Origin of the sequence: Microvirga sp., assembly GCF_014699075.1 — a bacterium.
Classification (GTDB): domain Bacteria; phylum Pseudomonadota; class Alphaproteobacteria; order Rhizobiales; family Beijerinckiaceae; genus Microvirga.
In genome coordinates, this window is record NZ_JACXAB010000003.1 from 172,048 (window position 1) to 193,789 (window position 21,742).

Sequence of the window (21,742 nt, forward strand, 5' to 3'; positions counted from 1 at the left end):
GTTCCGGCGCGCCAACCGTCAGGCCCTGTTGCGCCCTCCTCAGAACCTGAGCTGCGACAGAAAGCTGCAGTTCCGGCTGACCCCAAACCCAACCCACCGGCACCCTCAAAGCTTCCGGTGGCGGCGATTTCGCAGGATACCCGCCCGACTCTGGATGCCAGCACCTTCATCAACACGATGCGGGCTGCCTGGACCTACAAGCGGATTGCCGAAGCCGGAGGTTGGCCTTCGCTCCCTGACGGGACAATCATGAAGGCAGGCGACAAGGGACCACTCGTTCCGGTTCTCAGGAAACGCCTCATCGCCGAAGGAGATCTCTCGCCCGAACTCGCGAGCGGCACGACCTTCGACGCTGCTCTCATCGGCGCGGTCAAGCAGTTCCAGGCACGACATGGCCTGCCGGAAACTGGTGCCGTGCGCGCAAGGACACTTGAGGCGCTCAACATCCCCGCGGCAACGCGCCATCGCCAGCTCACCGCATCCGCACAACGGCTGGCGAGTTCCACCTTCTCATTCGGCAGCCGATATGTCGTGGTCAACATTCCCTCGGCTGCCGTGGAGGCTATCGAGCAGGGCCAGGTTGCCCGGCGTTATGTCGCCATCGTCGGCAAGGCCGACAGACCCTCGCCCAGTGTTGAAACCCGCGTCACGGCCATCAATCTCAATCCGACGTGGACGGTGCCGGTCTCCTTGATCAAGAAGGACATCATTCCCCATGTTCGTAAGGATGCGGATTATCTGCAGAAGATGAAGATCCGCATCCTGGATGCGAAGGGGCAGGAGGTCGACCCGAAAGCGATCGATTGGTCGACGCAGAACGCCATCAACTACACACTCCGGCAGGATCCGGGTGCAATCAATTCGCTCGGTCAGATTCGCATCGACATGCCGAACAAGCATGCCGTTTATATGCATGACACGCCCAAGAAGCAGCTTTTCGCACAGGACATACGCTTCCATTCCTCAGGCTGCGTCCGTGTTGCCGATGTGGGTGACTTCGCCGAGTGGCTGCTGCGTGGCACCGCCGGACCTTCAGGAGCGTGGACGAAGGAAGGCATTGACACAGCCATCGTCAGCACGGCGCGCCAGGACATTCGTCTCGACAAGCCTGTTCCGGTCGCGTGGGTTTATCTGACGGGGTATGCAACAGCCGACGGCATGGTGCATTTCCGGAACGATGTGTATGGACTCGATATGCCGAAGAATGAGCCTGCGCCCGAACCGGAGGCCATCGACGTGCCGGCGACCGCATCCATCAAAACCAAACGGCTTTGAAACCTTCGAAGCGCAGAACGCCTGACTCTCACAAACTCTTTCTGCGTAGCAGCCGCCCTGACGACGGCACCGTCATGCGAGCCTTGCGCCATTCGAATACCACATCCTGAAGCATGTCGATGGCAGCCATGGCTTGGGCGCGAGAAGCCGCGATCGCAGCTGGATCGCGAAGAGCGAAACGGTCTGTGTCCTGAGCAAGCCGCCTGCAGCGATCTTCCACGAGGTGCCTCGCCTCCTGCAAGCGCGGATGCGGCGTAACGATGCCCGTCATCTCGTCGCAGAAGCGCAGGACTTCGCGCTCGAGATTTTCGCCTGAATACAAGCCTGAATAGCTATCGATCATGCTGCGGATATAACCGAGCGAACAACGAATTTCTTGCCTCAGTATCGTATCGCTGCTCATCGCGCGTCCCCGGATATGGAACTGCATTCCCGCCTGAATGGGCGATGAAGTGGGTTATACCCCACCGACTTCTAAAAAGGCGTTAGCCTGGCTTTCCCGCCTGCCGTTCAGAAGGAGTGTCGGATGGAGGCAACGCGGGCTGAACATTGCGCTCCGTCACCGAAAGCGGGGAAAACAGAATTTTCTCAAGCACGGGACCTGCAACGATCCCGGCTACGAACATGAATGCAGCGACGACCAAGCCTACTCGGCCACAAAGGCTCAGCACATTTCTCAATGCCATGGACCCGCCTCCCGCTTGCTTCGTCGGATGAAAGCTTAGGAGACGAAACCGCCGCCGCCAATAGGCTAAAGCACAAGATCGCGCGGCCATCGATTGCCGCTGCTTGAGCAATTCTCCTGAAAGTCCCACAACCAAAGCAGTTTCGGACTCAGACAATCAGCAAAAAAATTATGAATTCTGGTACGAACAGTCCCTCCGCTCGCACCGGATGAAACATTGTACTAACGAATTTCCATGCAGATTCGGACCCGTGGCTCCTATGACCTTCTCACCCATGCAGGCATGCTGCGCATCGTCAAATCGGCTGATTGGGTGAACAATTCAGCCTTGTTGGACTTGATCATTGATTGAACGGGATTGCTCGAATGCCCTACTCGCCTTCCTTTATCGCTGCAAAGAATCACGAGGAACTTGGCCCGTCTTTCTTCGATATTGTCGAGCCCGCGAGCTTTCCGCAGCATATCCTGCGCTACCGCAACCAGCGATGGGCAGAGCGGGTTGGTCTCGGCCTTCTAACGGATCAGGAATGGATCGAACATTTCGGCCGCTTCAAACCATTGCCTGGAAGCTTCGAGCAACCGCTGGCCCTGCGCTACCATGGCCATCAGTTCAGGACCTACAATCCTCATCTCGGCGATGGGCGCGGATTTCTCTTCGCCCAGCTTAAAGATGCCGAGAATCGACGGCTTCTCGACCTTGGAACCAAGGGAAGCGGGCAGACACCCTGGTCACGCCATGCAGACGGGAGGCTCACGCTCAAGGGCGGCGTGCGGGAGATCCTAGCAACTGAAATGCTGGAGGCGCTCGGAGTCGAGACTTCCAAATCCTTCAGCCTGATCGAGACTGGCGAGGAACTTGAGAGAGGAGACGAACCGTCCCCCACCCGGTCGGCGGTTCTGGTTCGCCTCAACCACTCCCACATCCGCATTGGAACGTTTCAGCGTTTTCTTTATCTCAACGAACCCGACAATCTCCGCAAGCTGCTCGACTACAGTGTTCGAACTTACCTGCCCGAGACTTGGCGCGATGAGGAGCCGGCCCGTGCGGCCGCCTTTCTCGAGCATGTCAGCCAGCGCGTCGCCCGCATGGGCGCGCAGTGGATGGCCGCGGGCTTCGTGCACGGCGTTCTCAACACCGACAATATTAATGTTACGGGAGAAAGCTTCGACTACGGACCATGGCGCTTTCTGCCCCATTACGATCCAGGCTTCACGGCAGCCTACTTCGACGAGACGGGCCTCTACGCATTCGGACGACAGCCTGACGCGCTGCTCTGGAACCTCTACCGCTTGGCTGAGTGCCTGCTCCCTCTGGCACCGCAGGACTTGCTTGAGCAAGCGCTCGCCTCTTTCGAGCCCGCCCTTCATTATGAGTTCGCACAGGCAATCCTGCGTCGCCTCGGGCTCCAATCCAGAGGCTACGAGCACGACGGGGCTTTGGCCAAGGCTCTATGGACTTTCCTTCACGAGACTCACGCTCCGTTCGAGCAGACGTTCTTTGACTGGTACGGAGGCACCCTGAGCGCCAAGCGTGCAGAGACGAGCAAGTCTGCAAGCCTCTATGAGCATGATTCCTTTCAGGCTTTCGGAAGCACCCTTAGCGGCTTCTCACCCTCCCCTCACATCAACCACAGACACCCATACTTCGAGCGGCCTACGCCCTGCACCATGCTCATCGATGACGTCGAAGCCATATGGGCCCCGATTGCCGCTGAAGACGACTGGTCGCTCCTTGCCGCCAAGCTCGACGATATTCGAGCGATGGCAGAAGCGTACCGGATCCAATGAGCTTCTGCAGACTATTATCCTGCACACTCAGTCATAGTAGCAATGGCCAAGCTAGAATGAGGCATAACTTAGCTATAATGTTGTCAAACCAAGCCATTTAAGTCTAGCATAGCGTATGCCTCAGGAAAGTTCCCCTCGGATAACGATTAGATTTTTATCATAAGCCAGGAACGTTATTCATATACATGCGCCTGTTAGCCAAGCACGCTGTCTTAAAGCAGCTACACATCACAATTGGCTAATTATGTAGGTGAACACATGAAGCGCTCACACGCTCTTGCTTTGTCTGGCGCAGCCCTCTTCCTTGCAATTGGCTCCCCGGCCTCTGCGCAAAGTTTCAGGTCCGGGCCACAGTGCATTCCGGCTGTTGCCAATCCCTCCATGTACCACAACTGCCGGCTTCAAATCGTGCAAGGTCAGGAACTCTGCCGTTGCGCCATCCGCCCTCAGGCCCTGCGCAGGATGGACGATCGTACCAGTGAACGGAGTCAGACCGACGCTGTGACCGGCTCGGTTGGCCGTAATCAGACCGTTGTTCCCGGCGCTGGAAATCCTGTGGTTGGCTCACCCGGCAACGTCAATGACGGACGGGGCCCCAGCCGTGGTGGTGGCGCTGTTGCAGATCGCGGCAACTCGGGAACCGGTGGTACGGGCAGCAATGGCGGCACCGGCAGCAATGGCGGCACGGGCGGAACCGGCAGCAATGGTGGCACCGGCAATGACGGTGGCACGGGCGGTACAGGCGGCAACGGCGGCACGGGCGGCAATGGCGGCACGGGCGGCAATGGCGGCACCGGGGGTAACGGTGGCAATGGCGGCAACGGAAACGGTGGCACCGGGGGTAATAATGGCGGCGGCAATGGTGTAGATAATGCTCCCGGCAACTCAGGCGGCACACCAGGCAACAACGCTAACGGCTCTCACTCCAACGGTCCCGGCAACTCAGATGGCGGGAACGGCGGCAAAGGTAACAACGGCAACAATGGTGGTGGCAACGGCAACAATGGCTATGGAAATGGTGGCGGTGACGGCAGCCCGAATGGCAAGGACGATACGAACCGCTAAGTCAGAACCCTAAGATCATGCAACACAACCCCTCGGTAGCAGATGCCACCGAGGGGTTGTGCGTTATAAGAGGGTGTCCCGGAAAGACGTATCTATAGAGCCTATGAAGGGGCTAAGCCCGCTGGGTCAGTGGAGGTGCGCATTTCAGAAATGTCCGCATTCTCAACACGGGTGCTGCAGCGTTGAATCACGCTGGCCGTGCGCCTGTCCATAGCATATGGCAGCCGTAGGATCGGCTGCATGGGAATTGTAAACTCTCCAATGCCGTATGGCAGTGTTGATGGATGGTTTACAAAGAAATTTTCAAGCGAGCCCTGGAGCGATCAACCCGGCGATCCATGCAGAAGGCACAGGCTCAATAACTAGGCCACAGTAACTTACCATTGCAGACCAACCGAAGAGCGCTGTCAACAAACCGGGCTGAGACCCGTTCAGCCCGGTTATGAAATGCTTTAGCGGTCACGCAGCAGCCGCTTGGCAGGCGCGCTCATACACATCCTGATACCGTGAGGCGGAACGATCCCAACCGTGAGGCCTGTTCATCGCAGCGCGACGCATGGCCGTGAGACGAGACCTCGAACGGAAGGTCTCAAGGCCTCGCCTGATCGCATCCTTGAACCGGTTGAGCGAAGGTTCGCCAAACAGGAACCCAGTGACACCATCCTCGATCGTGTCGGCCAACCCGCCGGTCCTGTGCGCGATGGGCAGGGAGCCGAAGCGCTGCGCATACATCTGGCTGAGGCCACAAGGCTCGAACCGGGAAGGCATGAGCAGAAAATCGCTGCCTGCATACATGCGACGGGCATCGCCCTCGTCATATCCGATCCTGACGCCGACGGAACCGGGATGGCGGCTCGACAGAGCTTTCAGTTCCGCCTCGAACCGAGCCTCACCCTGTCCGATTACCGCGATCTGTCCCCCTTGGGAGACGATCGTTTCCGCCGCCGAGATGGCGAGGTCGACGCCTTTCTGATGAACGAGGCGCGACACCACCGCAAACAGAGGCCCAGAGGATACGTCGAGTCCGAAGTTTTTGCGCACAATATTGGCGTTTGCACGCTTGCCTCGGAAGTTCTCGGCCGTAAATCGGCTGACCAAATAAGGGTCGGTGCTCGGATCCCAGCTCGCATCAATGCCGTTGATGATGCCGTCGAGACGCCCCTCTTCGGCGCGGGTCCGCAGAAGGCCATCGAGACCACACCCGAATTCCGGGCGTGTGATCTCCTGGGCATAGGTGGAGCTGACGGTCGTGATATGTGACGAGTAGTATATGCCTGCCTTCAGGAACGAGAGCTTGCCGTAAAATTCGACGCCGTTCATCTGAAAGGCTGCATCGGGAATGCCCAAATGGGATAAGCGATTCCGGTCGAAGTTTCCCTGATAGGCGAGGTTGTGGATCGTCAGGATCGTCGGAATGCGCTGCCCGCGCCAAGCAAGATAGGCTGCCGCAAGTCCTGATGGCCAATCGTTAAGGTGCAGAAGATCGGCACGCCACAAGGAATCGCCATTGCCGCAGGCGATGTCGGCCGCCGCCAGGCCAAGGCGCGCGAAGCGGATGTCGTTATCGCTCCAGTCATTTCCGAAGTTGTCGACATAGGGCGATCCGTCACGGTCGTAGAGTTCCGGGCACAGAAGCACGTAAACCGTCAGGCCGTCCTGGGTTGTTCCGCGTCCAAGGCCGCAGGCCGGTATGCCGAAGGACGCCGGCAGCCGGGCTATTTCCTCCACATCGCCGATCTGCGACAGAACTTGGCGATAGCCCGGGATGAGAATTCGTACATCGTAGTGATGGCGGAGCGCGCGGGGCAATGCCGCCGACACTTCACCGAGGCCACCAGCCTTGATGTAATCAGCGATCTCGGATGTAACGAAAAGAATCGATTGACGGCGCTTAATGGAAACGGAAGCCTGGGCACTACTTAGAAGTTCGGCATGCGCCAAGGTCGAGACACCTGAAACAGTGTCCAGTTGAGATGAATCCAGCATGTTAGCTCAGAGGCGCGATCCCCATCGACTCCCCCGCGCCATAGGCAGTCGGGCTTTTAACTCACTCAGCCAGGATGTGGTTCCACAGAATTTTCATGAAATTTTTGATTAACCCTTTCGGCCAGCTTGGCTGATCAACGCGCGCAATGCACGACTTACAGAAATCAGCTTGGCCGTTTTTCGTTTTGCTCCGGAACATTGCCCTGCAATGTTCGTTCGCAAGTGCCTTCCCCTGCTTTCCGGAGTTCAGATGCGGCGCGTTCACTCCATGCCCTTCGGGGCTGAGATAACCCCCGATGGTATTCGCTTTGCCCTATGGGCTCCCACGGCCAAGGATGTGCGGCTCGTGCTCGATACGGCCGAGCTTCCAATTGTGGCCGATGACGATGGTTGGTATCGCCACGTTTCACAGGATGCTCATGCGGGCAGCCGCTACGGCTATAAAATTGATGGCAGCCTCGTGGTGCCCGATCCAGCTTCCAGATTTCAGCCTGATGATGTCCACGGCCTGAGCCTCGTTGTGGATCCCGGAGCATATCATTGGTCTGACACAGCTTGGACGGGACGTTCCTGGGAAGAGACCGTCCTCTATGAAGTGCATGTGGGCACTGCCACCCCAGAGGGCACCTACGCAGGCCTGGTGACCAAGTTGGAGGACCTGCGCGATCTCGGCATCACGGCCGTCGAACTCATGCCCATCGGCGAGTTCCCGGGACGGCGCAACTGGGGCTATGACGGCGTTCTCCCCTACGCGCCGGATGCAGCCTATGGCAGCCCCGACGACCTGAAGCGCCTCGTGGAACGCGCACATGCCCTCGGCATCATGGTCTTCCTCGACGTGGTCTACAATCACTTCGGCCCGTCAGGCAATTATCTCCACGCCTATGCAACGACCTTCTTCACGGAGCGTCACCCGACGCCCTGGGGCGCGGGCATCAACGTGGATGGGGAAGGCAGCCGCAACGTGCGCGACTTCTTCTTTCACAACGCGCTCTACTGGCTGGAGGAATTCCATATCGATGGCCTTCGATTCGATGCCGTGCATGCGATTGTGGACGACGGCAAGCCGCATTTCATTGAGGAGCTGGCAAACAGAATCCGTGAAGCCATTCCCGATCGCCACGTTCACCTGGTGCTCGAAAATGAAGCCAACCAGGCGCGCTGGCTAGGCCGCGAAGCTGATGGGCAACCAAAGCTCCACACGGCACAATGGGCCGATGACATCCACAACGCGTGGCATGCGCTTCTGACCGGCGAGAACGAAGGCTATTACGAAGATTATGCCAACCGACCGCTCGAGCACCTCGGACGAGCGCTGGCGGAAGGTTTCGCCTATCAGGGCGACCCGTCTCCGCATAAGGACGGCGTCACCCGCGGCGAGCCCTCGGGCCATCTGACACCAACAGCCTTCGTGTCCTTTCTTCAGAACCACGATCAGGTGGGCAATCGCGCCTTCGGTGAACGCCTTTCGCATCTGATCTCACCCGAGCGCCTCGCTCTCGCACAAGGCGTCTTCCTCCTGTCGCCGCACATCCCGCTGATTTTCATGGGCGAGGAGTGGGCCGCCTCGACGCCATTCCAGTTCTTCGTCGATTTCGAGAGCGAGCCGGATCTGGCCAAAGCCGTACGCGAGGGACGACGCGGCGAGTTCAAGCGCTTCAAGGCTTTCACGGATCCGGAGATGTCGCAGCGCATTCCCGATCCGACCGACCGCGCGACCTTCGAGCGATCCAGGATCGATTGGTCAGAGCCTCGGCAATCGCCTCATCGAGAGTTTCACGCGCAGACCCGTCACCTGCTTGACCTTCGACAGACGGAGATTGTGCCTCTTCTAAAGAGCCAGTATCGCGGCTCGCGCTATACGATCTCACCCGAAAGAGCTCTCGCCGTGAACTGGACCTTTTCAGCTGGCACGCTTCGCCTGCTGGCCAATTTCGGAGACAGGACCGTGAGTGCGGCGACGGACGAAAATTTTCGCGTGCTCTGGTCCAACGGGAACGCCGAGAATGCGGATCAAAGCGTTCAGCTTCCGCCTTGGTCGGCAATCGTCATGAAGGGAGCATCCGCATGAGCAAGCTGGATGCTCTGCTTGAGCGGGTGTCCGCGCTTGTCGGCATTTCCCCAGACTACAGCGATGCCTTCGGGAAACGCGTTGAGACGAGTTCCGAGACGCGCAAAGCCCTGCTCTCCGCTCTCGGGCTCGACGTCTCATCCGAGAAAGGCGCACAGGAGAGTCTGAAGCGCCTTGAGCGACTGAAAGCAGGCTCAGTGCCCGCTGTTATAACGGTCGAAGCCGGAGCACCCGGGAAGATCAAGCTGCGTGGGGCAGCTGATGCCTCGACCTGGACGCTGACGGAGGAAGACGGAACCACCCATGATGGCCGGCTTACCAAGGCCAGCCGCACTCTCGACCTGCCCTCCCTTCCAATGGGCTATCACCAACTTCAGTTGGGTGACCGAGCGGCAACCATCATCGCCGCTCCTGAGAGGTGTTGGGAGCCCGAAGCTCTGAAGGGTGACGCGAGATTGTGGGGGTTGACGGCACAGGTCTATTCCCTGCGCTCAGAGCGTGATCTCGGGATCGGCGACTACTCGGACGTGGGGCTCGCCGCAGAGGGTGTCGGTCGTGTTGGCGGCGCGTTCCTGGGCCTGAGCCCGGTCCACGCACTTTTCGCGGCGGATCGTTCGAAGATATCCCCCTATTCTCCATCCTCGCGCCTGTTCCTCGAATCCCTCTACATTGACCCGACGATTGTCGAAGGTTTCATTGAGAGTGGCGCGCAGAAACTCCTTGAGGCACCAGACGTGCAAAAGCGCCTCGCCAAGCTGCGAGATGCTTCACTGATCGATTATGCCGAGGTCTGGGCCATCAAGATCCCGATCCTGGATGCTCTGTGGACCTGGTTCCAAGCCTCGGGTGATCATAGTGCTCTCGACGCTTTCCGCCGACAGGGCGGCGAAGCTCTGGAGGCGCACGCGACCTTCGAGGCGCTCTCCGACCATTTCCGGGCGCAAGGTCGCTTCTGGACCGGCGAGTGGCCCGACTCCTTCCGGTCAGTCCGTTCTGACGAGGTCGGGCGCTTCCGGTTGGAGAAGCCAGAGCGTGTCGCCTTCCATGCCTGGCTGCAATGGTTGGCAGACCGGCAGTTGGGGCAGGCCGCCCAGCGGGCCCGCGCCGCCGGACTTCCCATCGGACTTTATCGCGATCTTGCCGTTGGGTCAGATGGCGGCGGATCTGAGATCTGGTCGACGCCCGAGCGCTATGCTCCCGGGTTATCCATCGGCGCGCCGCCGGATCCGCTCGGCCCGCAGGGGCAGGATTGGGGTCTGCCGCCCTTCAACCCGCTCACCCTGGAAGAGCAGGGTCTTGCTGCCTTCCGCAATCTCGTCTCGGCCAACATGCGCCATGCCGGCGCGATCCGCATCGACCACGCCTTCCAGCTTCAGCGTCTCTTCCTGATTCCGTCCGGTGCTCCGGCCTCGCAGGGGGCCTATGTGGATTACCCGTTCGAGGCCATGCTGGCGGTGCTGCGCATCGAGAGCCACCGCGCGCGTTGTCTCGTGATTGCGGAAGACCTCGGAACCGCGCCTGAAGGCTTCTCCGATGCGATCATGGAATCGGGTGTTCTCAGCTACCGGGTCCTCCCCTTCGAGCGCGAGGGCTCGGCCTTCAAGAAACCGGCCCAATACCCACGTTCGGCCCTTGCCGTGATCACCACCCACGACCTGCCGACCTTCACAGGATGGTGGCGCGGCCTCGATGTTGACCTGCGCCAGACCCTCGGCATCTTTAACCCGAAGACCTCTGACCAAGAGCGTGTCGCACGCAAGGCTGACAAGGTTCATTACACCAAGGCGCTTGCGGCAGAGGGTCTTCTAGCCTCGATGCAGGCACCGGAAGAGCCGCCGCTGGAAGCAACCATCCGTTACCTCGCCCGCACGTCCTCAGTGCTCACAGCCGTGCAGATCGAGGATGCATCCGGCGAGCTGAACCAGCCGAATATGCCGGGCATGGACGTTGGTCACCCCAACTGGCGCCGCAGGCTGTCGAACACGGTCGAGGACATTGCCGCTCCGGGCAGTCTGCTGGCGAAGCTCGCCGTCGCCCTCACCGAAGAGGGCCGGGACATTCGCGCCCGCAGGAGCAGCCTTGCCTCGCCGCCACCGCGCGCCACCTACCGCGTGCAATTTCACAAGGATTTCACGTTCGACGATGCCGTGAAGATTGTGCCTTATCTGGCAAGGCTCGGCATCAGCCATGTCTATTCCTCGCCCATCCAGGCGGCCGCGCCGGGATCCACCCACGGCTACGACATCGTCGATCATTCCGTGATCAATCCGGAGTTCGGTGGCGAGGAAGGGTTCCGCCGTTTCTCTAAGGCTCTGAAGGAGCACGGCCTCAAACTCGTGCTCGACATTGTACCGAACCACATGGGCGTCGGCGGAGAATCCAACGGCTGGTGGCTCTCCGTGCTGGAATGGGGGCGCCTCTCCCCCGTGGCCGATGCTTTCGACATCGACTGGGAGCGTCCCGGAGCAGAGGGAAAGCTGATCATCCCATCCCTGGGTGGCCTTTATGGCGAGGTTCTCGAAAGAGGTGAACTGCAGCTGAAATTCGATCCCGAGAACGGCTCCTTCAGCGTGTGGCATTGGGAGCATCGTTTCCCGGTTTGTCCGACAACTTACCCCGAGATCCTCGATCGCGCTTTGGTGTCCCTGAGCAATCCCGAAAAAGCCGGGAAGCTGCGAAACGTCACCGAACGCTTGCACGCCATGAGAGAGCAGGCCACCAGCGGGAGTTCCTCTTCTCTTCCAGTAGAGGCGGAGGGGCTGAAGCATGATCTCGCACAGGCTGTTGCTGGCTCTGCGGACATGCGGAAAGCCATCGATAGAGCCGTTGCGGCCTTTAACGGAAACCCGGATGATGCGGGAAGCTTCGAGGCCCTGCACCGCCTGCTGGAGGCGCAGGTCTACCGTCTTGCCTTCTGGCGGGTGGCATCGAGCGATATCAACTACCGCCGGTTCTTCGACATCAATACCCTGGCCGGCATCCGCGTCGAGATCCCGCACGTCTTCGACAAGACTCATGAGCTGATCCTCCGCCTCGTGAACGAGGGTCTCGTTCACGGCCTCAGGATTGACCACATCGATGGCCTCGCCGACCCGGAGGGCTATGCCCGCACCCTTCAAGAGAAGGTTGGCCCCGGTTTCTACGTGGTGGTCGAGAAGATCCTTGAGCCCGGCGAGGAACTGCCCCCCTGGCCCGTGGCAGGAACGTCGGGATACGACACACTCAACGTGATCGACGGCGTGCTGGTGGACGGACGAGCGAGCGATGATTTCGAGCGGATCTACCGCGAGGGATCGGGTCTCCAGGGCTCCTACGGGGATCTCCTTAAGGAAGCCAAGGTCGAGATCATGGAGAAGAACTTCGCCAGCGAACTCGGGGTTCTGGTCTCCGACATCAAGGTCATCGCCGATGCCAACCGCCGCACACGCGACTATACCACATTCGCCCTGCGCCAAGCCTTGGTAGAGATCGTTGCCGCGTTCCCCGTCTACCGCAGCTATCTGAAAGAAGGTGAGCCTGCAGCCGAGGACGTGCGGCTGATCGAGGAAACGATCGCGGCTGCCAAAACCTCCAGCGCTCTTCCCGATCAAACCGTGCATGGCTTCATCGCCTCGGCCCTTCTCGGCCGAACGCAGTCCGGCGACGCTGACAACGTGCGCCGCTTCCGCCGCCGGTTCCAGCAGCTCACAGGGCCTGTCATGGCCAAGAGCCTGGAGGACACGCTCTTCTACCGGTATGGCCGCCTGATTGCCCTGAACGAAGTAGGCGGTGATCCCGGTCATTTCGGCCTGTCACCAGAGGGCTTCCATCGGTTAAACGAAGATCGTGCGCAAAACTGGCCTCACGCCATGATCGCCACCGCAACGCACGACACCAAGCGCGGCGAAGATGCGCGCGCCCGGCTTCTTGCACTCTCCGAAATGCCAGAAGAATGGGCGGAGGCCCTCGAGCTCTGGAAGGAGCTGGCATCCCCTCACCTGTCACAGATCGACGGGGTTCCGGCGCCTGATGACAACGATCAGGTCATCCTGCTCCAGGCCCTCCTTGGCGCGTGGCCCTTGGAACTTCTGGAGAAGGCTGATTGCAAGAAATTGGCCTCGTTTCAGGAGCGGATGGAGGGCTATCTCACGAAGGCGCTCCGTGAAGCCAAGCGACACACGAGCTGGGTTGCCCCGCATGAAGCCTATGAGGAGGCCGCTCTCGGGCTTCTCAGAGCCGTGCTCGATCCGAAGGCCTCATTCCTGGAACGCTTCGGTGATCTGAACCGGCGCCTGTCTGTATTGGGCATGCTGAACGGATTGACCCGCACAGCCCTCAAGCTGACATTGCCCGGTGTGCCTGACATCTATCAAGGTACGGAGTTCTGGGATTTCTCCCTGGTCGATCCCGACAACCGGCGTCCGGTGGATTACGCAGCTCGTTCCATTGCGCTGGAGAAAGATGACGCTCTCACCTCTCTGATGAGGGCTTGGACTGATGGGCGGATCAAGCAGAGGATCATCGCCGCTCTGTTGCGAGACCGGGCCCAATCACCTGCACTCTATGCGGAAGGCAACTATCAGACGCTGAAAGCCGAAGGTGACCGTGCGGACCATCTTCTGGCTTATGTCAGGCGGCATGGGGCCGATTCGCTTGCCATCGTCGTTCCGCGTCTGTGGGCAGGATTGATGAAGAGCGATAACCCATCCATCGATGCTGCAATTTGGGGGGACACAAGCATTGAGCTTGCACAGGGTCGTTGGCTGAACGTGATAACAGGCAATGAAGTGCTTGTTGACGGGAGTCGGGCAAAAGTGTCTGGCCTGATGGGGGACGTTCCTTTCGCCGTTCTCAGGCTGAGGCCCTCATAGGCAAATGCAAGTCGTCTGCGAGAATGGAGAGCCGAACTTATAGTTCAGCTTAGCGGGGACTTCCTGCAGGCTTGCGCGTTGACGAGCACAGACATTTTGCCTCGCTTGGCTTCCGAGATTTCCAATGAATGACAAAGTAGATACCCGTGAGCAGTCGCAGCCTCAGATCGTCGCCCCGAACGTGCGGCGCACGTCCCGCGTCCGGGAAGGACTTCCCTACCCACTTGGAGCCACATGGGATGGGCTAGGCGTCAATTTTGCAATCTTCTCCGCGAATGCCACGAAGGTTGAGCTTTGCCTGTTCGACGAAGACGGCGAGCGGGAAATCGAGCGGATCGAGCTTCCAGAATACACGGATGAGGTCTGGCATGGTTACCTGCCGGATGCGCGGCCAGGCACAACCTACGGCTACCGGGTTCATGGCCCCTACGAGCCCATGGCCGGCCACCGCTTCAACCCCAACAAGCTCCTGCTCGATCCTTACGCCAAGCAGCTCATCGGCGACCTGAAGTGGAACCCGGCACTGTTCGGATACACCCTCGGATCGCCCGATGCCGACCTTTCCTTCGACAAGCGCGACAGCGCGTCGTTCATGCAAAAATGCCGGGTCGTGGAGTCGGCTTTTACCTGGGCGCGGGCGCGGCGGCCGCAGATCCCGTGGGAACGGTCCATCATCTACGAGACTCATCTGCGCGGCTTCACCATGCAGCATCCGGCAGTGCCGAAGGAGTTTCGCGGCACGTTCTCAGGGCTCATGCAGCATGAGGTGATCGAGTACATCAGGAGTCTCGGCGTCACAGCGGTCGAGCTGCTGCCGATTCATGCTTTCGTGGATGACAGCTATCTGGTCGAGAAAAAGCTGAAGAACTACTGGGGCTACAATTCGATCGGCTTTTTCGCGCCACAACCGCGCTACCTCGCAACGCCCTTCATCAACGAGGTGAAGGAGATGGTGAGCCATCTCCACGATGCCGGAATCGAGGTGATCCTGGATGTGGTTTACAACCACACGGCCGAAGGCAACGAACTGGGGCCGACCCTCTCCTTCCGGGGCATCGACAACGCTTCCTATTACCGGCTTGCGCCCGATCCCCGCTACTACATCAACGACACGGGTACCGGAAACACGGTAAACCTCAGCCACTCCCGTGTGCTCCAGATGGTCACGGATTCATTGCGCTATTGGGCGCAGGAGGTTCAGATCGACGGCTTCCGCTTCGATCTCGCGACGATCCTGGGCCGTGAGCCGCATGGTTTCGAGGAAGATGGCCGCTTCCTTGATGCCTGTCGCCAGGATCCTGCGCTCAGCCAAGTCAAGCTGATTGCTGAACCATGGGATTGCGGACCGGGAGGCTATCAGGTCGGGCGCTTCTCGCCCGGCTGGGCCGAGTGGAACGACCGCTATCGCGATACGGTGCGTGCCTACTGGAAGGGTGAAGAGGGAAAGCTGCCGGAGCTTGCAGCCCGCCTCACGGCATCAGCGGACATCTTCAACAAGCGCGGGCGTCGACCCTGGTCTTCCGTGAATTTCATCACCGCCCATGACGGCTTCACGCTAAACGATCTCGTCTCCTACAACGAGAAGCACAACGAGGCGAACGGAGAGGACAACAAGGACGGCCACGATCATAACCTCTCCTTCAACTATGGCGTTGAAGGACCGACGGATGATCCGGAGATACGCTCGCTGCGCCTGCGCCAGATCCGCAACATGCTGGCCACCCTGCTCTTCTCGCAAGGAACGCCGATGCTGCTGGCCGGTGACGAGTTCGCCCGTACCCAGCAGGGCAACAACAACGCCTATTGTCAGGATAACGAGGTCTCCTGGATCGATTGGGAAGGAATCGACGAGGACGGAGTTGACCTTCTCGAGTTCACCCGCAAGCTGATCCAGCTGCGTCAGAACCTGCCGATCCTGCGGCGCATGCGCTTTCTTTCCGGCATCTATAACGAGGAGCTCGACGTCAAGGACGTGACATGGCTCACTCCCGCAGGCGATGAGATGACGCCTGAGAACTGGGAGGATCCCAATGCCCGCTGCATCAGCATCCTGCTGGATGGACGTGCGCAGCCGACCGGCATCCGCAGGCGAGGCACGGACGTGACTCTCCTCATGATCCTGAATGCTCACAGCGATGTGGTGAAGTGCACCTTGCCGGAGGTGATCGGCGGAGAGGCCTGGATGTGTCACATCGACACCAACCAGCCTGATTTGGACACTCCGGCGGAATTCGGTTTCGGCAAGGTCTATACAGTCACGGCTCATTCCCTGCTTTTGTTCCAGCTGAAGCCAGCCAAGCAGCCGAAGCCTGAAAAAAGGAAGAGCGCCTGATACGGCGCTTTTACCATCGATCTTACGTGGGCAGGCAGGAGCGGTAGAGGTCGGCATATTGCTTTGCGGGGCGACGCCAACTCACATCCGCACTCATGCCGTTGTCCTGTAGGCGCCGCCATGCCTGCCTGTCGCGCCAAAGGGCTTTCGCTCGGTCAATGGCATCCGTAAGCGGCGAGACTGCAACAGGTCCGAATTGGAAACCTGTGGCGGCGCCGGCAGCGACTGCCATTTCATTGGCATCGATCACCGTATCGGCCAATCCGCCAACCCGGGACACGATGGGCACGCTCCCGTAGCGCATGGCGCACAACTGCGTCAGGCCACAGGGTTCAAACCGTGACGGCACAAGTAGGGCGTCGCTGCCGCCCTGGATCAGGTGGGCGAGCCCTTCGTCATAGCCGAAGAAACATCCGACTTGGCCAGGATGAACAATGCTGGCGGTCCTGAAGCTTTCCTCGAGGCCCCTCTCTCCGGAGCCCAGGAGCGCCAGTTGTGCGCCGCCTGCAAGCAGCCTCGACAAGCTGGCAAGCACGAGGTCGAGACCTTTCTGCTCGGACAGGCGGCTGACGGCGCCGAAGAGCATGACGTCAGGATCCTGACTCAAGCCCAAGCGCTTCTGCAGGCCCTCCTTGTTGGCGATCCGGGCATCGATATTGTCACGGTCGTATGTCTGCATGAGGTTGGTGTCCGCAGAAGGATCCCAGACCTTGTCATCGACTCCGTTGAGAATGCCGGACACGGCAATGGCGCGAACCCGAAGCAATCCATCGAGACCCATTCCGCCCTCTCGCGTCTGGATTTCCTTGGCATAGGTCGGTGAAACGGTCGTGATCCGATCCGCGTGTTGCAAGCCGGCCTTCAGGAATCCGATCTGCCCATAGTATTCAACGCCGTCGATGGTGAAGGTGCTGGCCGGCAATCCCAGTTCGAACAACAGGTATGGTGGAAAGACGCCCTGAAAGGCGATGTTGTGTATCGTCATTACCGTTGCGGGACGCGGGCCCTCCGCGAGGCTCAGGTAGATCGGCACGAGCCCGGCCTGCCAATCATGGGCATGAACCACGTCGGGTACGAATCCTGGCGCCAGTCCTTGTCCGATGTCGGCCGCCGCCCGGGCGAGGGCCGCGAAGCGCTGCGCATTGTCGGGCCAGTCCCGGCCATCGGGCGCGAGGTAGGGAGAACCGGGCCTGTCGAAGAGATGCGGGGCGTCGATGACGAAAAGGTCCAGATCCCCTGCTCTTCCTGACAGCAGGCTTGCCGTTCCGCCGAAGAGGCCGGGATAACGATGGACGACGTTCGAGCTCTCAAGAGTCCCCAGAACGGCAGGATACCCCGGAACGAGCGTGATGACCTTCACGCCTTCCGCGGCAAGGGCGGATGGAAGGGCTCCGGCGACATCGGCCAATCCACCTGTCTTGATGATGGGAAAGATCTCTGACGTGACGGATAGAACGTTCAGAGGCCTCATCCAGTCAGTCTCTCGATCATCGGCTTTGTGATGAGGCTGATGCCCTTCTCAGTGCGGCGGAACCGCTGCGCGTCGAGTTCTGGATCCTCGCCGACCACAAGCCCGTCGGGGATGCGTACGCCCCGGTCGACAACAACGTTCTTGAGGCGCGCACCTCTTCCGACATCTGCATAGGGAAGAATGACGGCTCCCTCGACAGAGGCATAGGAATGGAGATGCACGCCCGTAAAAACGAGCGACTGGCGCAGCGCCGCTCCCGACACGATGCAGCCGCTGGAAACGAGCGAGTTGATGGCGTGACCGCGGCGACCCTCCTGATCGTGAACGAACTTCGCCGGCGGCCATGTTTCCGTGAAGGTGGAGATTGGCCAGTCGTGGTCATAAAGATCGAGGGAGGGCACGATCGCCGTCAGATCGATGTTAGCCTCCCAGTACGCATCCACGGTCCCGACGTCCCGCCAATAGGCCTCTGCGTCGCTTCCACCGGCCTCAGCTCCGGAGCGGACGCAGGAGAGGGTGAACCGGTGTGCTACGGCTTTGCCGTGCTGGACCAGATAGGGGATGATGTCCTTTCCGAAATCCCGGTTCGAGCCGGGTGTCTCCGCATCGCGCCTCAGCTGATCGAACAGGAACCGGGTGTTGAAGACATAGATGCCCATGCTCGCCAGGGCCTTGTCCGGGTTGTCCGGCATTCCGGGCGGGTCGGCAGGCTTTTCGAGAAAGGAGACGATGCGATCCGTCTCATCAACGGCCATCACCCCGAAGCCGGTCGCCTCCATGCGCGGCACCTCGAGGCAGCCAACGGTCACATCAGCCCCCATGTCCACGTGCTGCCGCAACATGAGTTCGTAATCCATTTTGTAGATATGATCACCCGCAAGGATGATGATGTACTCGGGATCGATGCTCGCGATGATGTCGATGTTCTGATACACCGCATCGGCCGTGCCCTCGTACCACATGGTTTCCGAGACACGCTGGCTGGCTGGCAGGATATCGAAGCTCTCGTTCCGCTCGGCCCGGAAGTAGTTCCAGCCCCGCTGCAGATGCCGGATCAGGCTGTGGGCCTTGTACTGTGTTGCCACTCCGATGCGTCTGATGCCGGAGTTCAAGGCGTTCGAGAGTGCAAAATCGATAATCCTAGTGTTGCCCCCGAAATAGACCGCGGGCTTGGCGCGAATGTCAGTCAATTCCATTAACCGGCTGCCACGTCCTCCGGCGAGAACATACGCCATGGCGTGACGGGCGAGAGGCGCGTAGGGAACGCTGGAATTCGGCAAGGCCAGGTCCTCACATCAATGGCAGTCACCTGATTATATAGGGGCCGAGATGGCTGCTGGTACTTATTGCGTGATCGACTTCAAGGGAGTACCGCCCGGGAGCCTCCGACCGAATGCCGAAGGCTTGTATGCCGATCGTGCTTAGGTCACCCGCGTCGTCCGCCTGCGCTTCGGCGTTGCGGCAGGAGCCTCCCTGCTTTCCTCCACGGGAGCCGGAGCAGGACTGCGCTTCTTGCGGGTCTTCTGGGCAACTGGGGGAGCCTCATCGGCCGTCATGCTGGTCATGCCCAGGGGAGCGGGATCGATGAGGGATGGAGGCTGGACACCCGATCCTTCACTGCTTTCGCCGAGAATCTCGCGTTCGGCCTGATACCAATATTCGTCCGCTCGATCAGGGAGAGCCCCGTGCCGCATCCAGAGCTCGTAAGCCCGGTCGCGGATTTTGCTTTCAAGTTCCTTATCCATGGTCGCCCTTCAGTCCTGATGTCATGCCCCAACCCGATAAAGCGCAAAGGCAAGACAGCCGGACCATCCTGCCGCTTTTGGCGCGCTCACCGTGCGAACTGTGTAAATTATTAGGCGCTTCGCCGGATTGGCAACGGCACGGACCTGAATCTGCTGCAAATGCCTGCTCAGAAATCAGCCCGGCCCCGATGAAATTTCAGGCGCCTTCAATGGCCTCAGGCGCCTTGAAGCGAATGACCCTATACACATACCAAATTACCAGACCCGCAATCACGACATTTGAGACAGGGTTCAGCCATTCCGAGACCCTCTCGTACTGGCTCTCAAGGAGATACCCGGCGCCCGCGAGCAAAACCGTCCAGAGGGCCGTTCCGAGGGAGCTCCACAGCAGGAAGGTGGAAATCGGGATGCAATTCACACCTGCTGGGACGGAGATCAGAGAGCGGATCGTTGGGATCAGGCGCCCGAGGAACAAGGCAAGACCCTGATGGCGGGAAAAGAAGGCCCTGGCTTGGTCCACCTCATCGGGATGCATAGTCAGCCATCGCCCATGCCTGGCGGCGAACTGCTTCAGACGCTTCGGACCGATCCAGCGGCCGATCAGGAACCAGAAATAGGCGCCTGCGAGGGAGCCTATCGTCCCCGCAAGAACGACGCCTGTGAAGCTGAGCGTCCCCTTGGCGGCAGAAAAGCCCGCCAGGGGCATGATGAGTTCCGAAGGAATGGGCGGGAAAACATTCTCCAGCAGCATGAGCAGGGCAATGCCGAGATATCCGGCCTTGTCGATGAGGCTGACAATCCAATCGAACACGCTGTTCCATCCCTTGTGAATCAATCCGGAAATTTGCCGATGCAGGCTTGGTCCGCAAGCCTAATCGCCCTGGGCAACGATTTAGGAGCTCTGTGTTTCCACCCGGAACCTCGGCCTCGGTTCCCGAGTTGGCAGAGGACTGCGTTTAGGATCTTAGTCGCGTGCAGCTTCTGGAAGAAACGACGAGCCGGCATGAACTTCAGCTTGCCCAGGCAGCCCTTCGGCTGCCCGAGGGATCGATCGTGCGCCCTGACCGGAATTGCTGGCGCGTCGCCGAGGCCGATCGTGCGTCGGTTCTGATCGACGGCGCTGCCTACTTCGCTTGGCTCGAAGCGGCCCTGCGCCGTGCCCGACGCTCCATTCTCATCATCGGCTGGGACTTCGACGGCAGCATCCGCCTGCGCCCGGATGTGAGCGCGGAGGATTCCCCGCCGCTCGGTCCCCTGCTCCGCTCCCTCGTGGAGGCCAGACCGGACCTTGAGGTCCGGATTCTGGTGTGGAGCGTTGCCGTCGTGCATGCCCCCGGCGCTCCCGGCCCGCTCATCTTCGGCGCTGAGTGGCAGGACCACCCGCGCCTGCAACTCAAGCTCGACACCCATCACCCACTTTATGCCGCCCACCACCAGAAGATCGTCTGCATCGACGATGCACTGGCATTCGTCGGCGGCATGGACCTGACGGTCGAGCGCTGGGACACGCAGCGCCATGCCTGCGACGATCCTCTCCGGCTGAAGGATGATGGGAGCATCTACGAACCGGTCCACGATCTTCAGATGGCCGTCGACGGCGAAGCCGCACGATCCATTGCGGAGGTAGGCTATGGCCGCTGGAAATTTGCGACGGGCGAGAAGCTGAGCCCAGCCTTATCGGATGAGGCCGATCCGTGGCCGGAGGATCTTTCCGTCGATTTCGCCAACGTGCCGATCGCCATCGCCCGCACCTACCCGGCCTGGGGAGACCAGCCTGCCGCGCAGGAGGCGGCGGCTCTGACTCTGGACGCGCTGTCCGCCGCGAGGAAGAACATCTACATCGAAGCGCAATACATGACGGCTCCCTCGATCGGCGACGTCCTCGAGCGTCAGCTGGCCGATCCGGGCGGGCCCGAGATTGTCGTGATCCAGACGCACGAATCCCATGGCTGGGCGGAAGAACTGGTCATGGGCACGAACCGGGACAGGCTGATCCGGCGTCTGCGCAAATGCGATCACTACAACCGCCTGCGTGTCTATTACCCGGTCATCCCCAATGGAGCGGGCGGGGAATGCCAAGTGCTTATCCATTCCAAACTCATCATCGTCGATGACGTGTTCCTGCGCATCGGCTCCTCGAACCTGAACAACCGCTCCATGGGCCTCGACAGCGAATGCGACCTCGCCATCGAGGCGATGACCGAAGAAGAGCGTCGGACCATTGCTCATCTGAGAGACCAATTGATCGCAGAGCATCTCGATACACAGCCGGAGACATTCGCCGAGGCTCTTGCGGGAACAGGCGGGTCCGTCATCCGGGCGATCGACCAGCTCAACACCGGAGACCGCGGCCTGCGTGCCTTCGGGGCCATGGCCGATATCGGGCCCGATGCACCGGCACCGGGGACCAGCCTTTTGGACCCGCCGGAGCCTTTCGAGCCGCTCGCCCTGTTTCGCCGCCGCAAGGACTGACG

13 protein-coding genes are annotated in these 21,742 nt (G+C 60.1%); 7 read left to right on the forward strand and 6 right to left on the reverse strand.

All coding sequences use genetic code 11. The features are described from left to right. Positions 1-117 precede the first annotated feature (117 nt). Positions 118-1,275 carry a murein L,D-transpeptidase gene (locus IC232_RS06415; RefSeq protein WP_312895115.1) on the forward strand — a complete coding sequence of 386 codons (1,158 nt, stop codon included), beginning with the start codon at positions 118-120 and terminating at the stop codon, positions 1,273-1,275. Positions 1,276-1,303: 28 nt separating this feature from the next. On the opposite strand, the gene IC232_RS06420 is transcribed toward IC232_RS06415, so the two are convergent. Continuing rightward, the gene (locus IC232_RS06420) at positions 1,304-1,678 is read right to left on the reverse strand and encodes a hypothetical protein (RefSeq protein ID WP_190844102.1); all 375 of its coding nucleotides are present in this window, start codon (positions 1,676-1,678) and stop codon (positions 1,304-1,306) included. A gap of 648 nt (positions 1,679-2,326) precedes the next feature. Here IC232_RS06420 and IC232_RS06425 point away from each other — a divergent pair. Together IC232_RS06425 and IC232_RS32265 are read left to right on the forward strand one after the other, a co-directional pair. Continuing rightward, positions 2,327-3,748, forward strand: a complete 1,422-nt coding sequence (locus tag IC232_RS06425) for a protein adenylyltransferase SelO (protein ID WP_190844103.1) — start codon at positions 2,327-2,329, stop codon at positions 3,746-3,748. A 555-nt stretch (positions 3,749-4,303) separates the two neighbouring features. Further along, a complete protein-coding gene (locus tag IC232_RS32265) occupies positions 4,304-4,813 on the forward strand; it encodes a hypothetical protein (RefSeq protein WP_190844104.1) in 510 nt (169 codons plus the stop codon). Between the two features lie 459 nt (positions 4,814-5,272). Here the strand turns inward: IC232_RS32265 and glgA (IC232_RS06435) are convergent, their stop codons facing one another. After that, positions 5,273-6,799 (reverse strand): glycogen synthase GlgA, encoded by a 1,527-nt coding sequence (glgA, locus tag IC232_RS06435; RefSeq protein WP_190844105.1) that lies wholly within the window; start codon positions 6,797-6,799, stop codon positions 5,273-5,275. A gap of 250 nt (positions 6,800-7,049) precedes the next feature. Between glgA (IC232_RS06435) and treZ the strand changes: the two genes are divergently transcribed. The 3 genes from treZ to glgX all read left to right on the forward strand — a co-directional run bounded on the left by treZ (position 7,050) and on the right by glgX (position 16,052). Further along, complete coding sequence (gene treZ, locus IC232_RS06440) at positions 7,050-8,870, forward strand: malto-oligosyltrehalose trehalohydrolase (RefSeq protein ID WP_190844106.1); 1,821 nt, start codon at positions 7,050-7,052, stop codon at positions 8,868-8,870. Further along, on the forward strand, positions 8,867-13,720 hold the full coding sequence (locus IC232_RS06445; protein WP_190844107.1) for a malto-oligosyltrehalose synthase: 4,854 nt from the start codon (positions 8,867-8,869) through the stop codon (positions 13,718-13,720). The genes treZ and IC232_RS06445 overlap by 4 nt, the downstream gene beginning before the upstream one ends. 124 nt (positions 13,721-13,844) lie before the next feature. Beyond that, positions 13,845-16,052, forward strand: a complete 2,208-nt coding sequence (gene glgX, locus IC232_RS06450) for a glycogen debranching protein GlgX (RefSeq protein WP_190844108.1) — start codon at positions 13,845-13,847, stop codon at positions 16,050-16,052. 22 nt (positions 16,053-16,074) lie between these two features. Here the strand turns inward: glgX and glgA (IC232_RS06455) are convergent, their stop codons facing one another. The 4 genes from glgA (IC232_RS06455) to IC232_RS06470 form a co-directional block, all read right to left on the reverse strand. Further along, positions 16,075-17,523 (reverse strand): glycogen synthase GlgA, encoded by a 1,449-nt coding sequence (glgA, locus tag IC232_RS06455; RefSeq protein ID WP_190844109.1) that lies wholly within the window; start codon positions 17,521-17,523, stop codon positions 16,075-16,077. Beyond that, positions 17,520-18,803 (reverse strand): glucose-1-phosphate adenylyltransferase, encoded by a 1,284-nt coding sequence (gene glgC / locus IC232_RS06460; protein WP_190844110.1) that lies wholly within the window; start codon positions 18,801-18,803, stop codon positions 17,520-17,522. The genes glgA (IC232_RS06455) and glgC overlap by 4 nt, the downstream gene beginning before the upstream one ends. Positions 18,804-18,944: 141 nt before the next feature. After that, a complete protein-coding gene (locus IC232_RS06465) occupies positions 18,945-19,268 on the reverse strand; it encodes a DUF2934 domain-containing protein (protein ID WP_190844111.1) in 324 nt (107 codons plus the stop codon). A 196-nt stretch (positions 19,269-19,464) separates the two neighbouring features. After that, positions 19,465-20,079 carry a DedA family protein gene (locus tag IC232_RS06470; RefSeq protein ID WP_190844112.1) on the reverse strand — a complete coding sequence of 205 codons (615 nt, stop codon included), beginning with the start codon at positions 20,077-20,079 and terminating at the stop codon, positions 19,465-19,467. Between the two features lie 161 nt (positions 20,080-20,240). Between IC232_RS06470 and IC232_RS06475 the strand changes: the two genes are divergently transcribed. Continuing rightward, positions 20,241-21,740 (forward strand): phospholipase D-like domain-containing protein, encoded by a 1,500-nt coding sequence (locus IC232_RS06475; RefSeq protein ID WP_312895116.1) that lies wholly within the window; start codon positions 20,241-20,243, stop codon positions 21,738-21,740. Positions 21,741-21,742: the final 2 nt, after the last annotated feature.